The following is a 1,464-nucleotide window of genomic DNA, read 5'->3' as shown; positions in this document are numbered from 1 at the left end:
GGCGCAGGAAGGCTTCGGACAGTTCGGTGAGCGAGGGCGGCGGCAGCGGCCGGCCGCCCGGCTCGCGCCACTCGGGGACGAGGGAGGCGAGCGCGGGCCGGTACGGGGCCAGCCGCTCGTCGGTCGGCGGCCCGCTCACCCGGGACAGGGAGAGGACGGCCTCGGCGACCGGCCGGAACGGGACCGGCGCCCCGGCCGAGCCTGCGCGGCCACGGAGGACCACCATGCCCTCGGTGACGGCGCGGTAGGCGCACTCCGCGGCCAGCCGGGACTTGCCGATGCCCGCCTCGCCACTGAGGAACACCGCGCGGCCCTCGCCGCGCCGGGCCGCCCCGAGGGCCGTCGCGAGCAGGCCGTTCTCGGCGGAACGTCCGACGATGGCGGGCGATGTGATGATCATTCACGGAGGCTAACCGGTCCCTCTCCGATTCCACCACATTCGGTGCGGCCGCCCGGCCGGCGCGGGGGGCGCTGTGCGGTCGCCCGGCGCGCGGGCGACCGGCTCAGAGGGTCTCGAAGGAGAGGCTGGTGACGGTCTGGTCGCTGTCGAGCGGCGCGAACACGTCGTCGTGGAGGCCGTCGGCGCCGAAGCCCGCCAGCAGCATCGCGCGGCGGGCGAGCGGCAGGCCCGCACCGCCGGCCACGTCGATCTCGCCGGCGGGGTGCGCGATGCCGCTGCCGGCCCGCGCCGCCGGGTCCTTCCAGAGGGCGATCAGGGTCTGGGTGGTCATGGCGGGTCTCCTTGTCGAAAGGGGTCGGGATCCGTACGGCGGGCGGCCCGGGCGACCGGGCGCCGGCCGACGGGGGGTCAGTGCGGCTGGAGGACCAGCACGGAGGGGATCCGCGCCGGATGGGCCAGCCGCAGCAGCGTATGGCCGATGCCGGCCAGGCCGGTCAGCAGGCCCGGGGTGACGATGGTGTCCGGGGTGCCGCAGCGCGGTCCGAACCGGTCCAGGTCGGCGAGCAGCCGGCCGGCCCGGACGGCCGCCGGTCCGGCCACCGCGCCGTCCGGCGCGGTGGCGAGCAGCAGTTCCAGGGCGCCCGCCTCGCCGTGCAGCAGGCTGTGGTCGGCCAGCGGCCCGCACGCCGACAGCGCCGCCACGGCCTCCGCCAGGAAGCCGGCGAACTCCGCGTCCCCGGCGGCCGCCCCGCTGTCCGCGACGGCCAGCGCCGTGCCGATGAGGGCGCTGCCGATGAGGGCGCCGCCGGAGAGCGGTGCACCGCCGGGCGGGGTGCCGGTGGGTGCGGCGCCGACGCGCAGTGCCAGGGCGGCCCGGAGTCCGGTCAGTGCGGGCGCGGCGAGGTCGGTCCGCCCGGCCGCCGCGGCGAACCGGTGCAGGGCCCAGCCGCCCCGGGCGACCTGCGCCGGCGGCGCCGCGGGCAGGGTCTCGGGCCGCGGCGCGGCCGCGCGGGGGGGGGGCGGCGGGGGGGGGGGGGGGGCCGGGGGGGGGGGGGGGGGGGGCC

Annotated in this window: 3 protein-coding genes; all 3 read right to left on the bottom strand. The window is 79.7% G+C overall.

What is annotated here, in order from left to right:
• On the bottom strand, positions 1–400 hold a 400-nt coding region (locus tag ACFV0G_RS39315), incomplete at its 3' end, for an ATP-binding protein (protein ID WP_380558712.1).
• Positions 401–503: 103 nt separating this feature from the next.
• Complete coding sequence (locus tag ACFV0G_RS39310; protein ID WP_380558709.1) at positions 504–731, bottom strand: hypothetical protein; 228 nt, start codon at positions 729–731, stop codon at positions 504–506.
• 77 nt (positions 732–808) lie between these two features.
• Positions 809–1,464 (bottom strand): lanthionine synthetase LanC family protein (locus ACFV0G_RS39305; protein ID WP_380558706.1); only part of this gene is annotated, 656 nt, incomplete at its 5' end.

This window comes from Kitasatospora sp. NPDC059571 (assembly GCF_042735675.1).
Taxonomy (GTDB): Bacteria; Actinomycetota; Actinomycetes; order Streptomycetales; family Streptomycetaceae; genus Kitasatospora.
The sequence above is the reverse complement of the archived record's forward strand: the minus strand, read 5'-3'. Positions and strand labels throughout refer to the sequence as shown.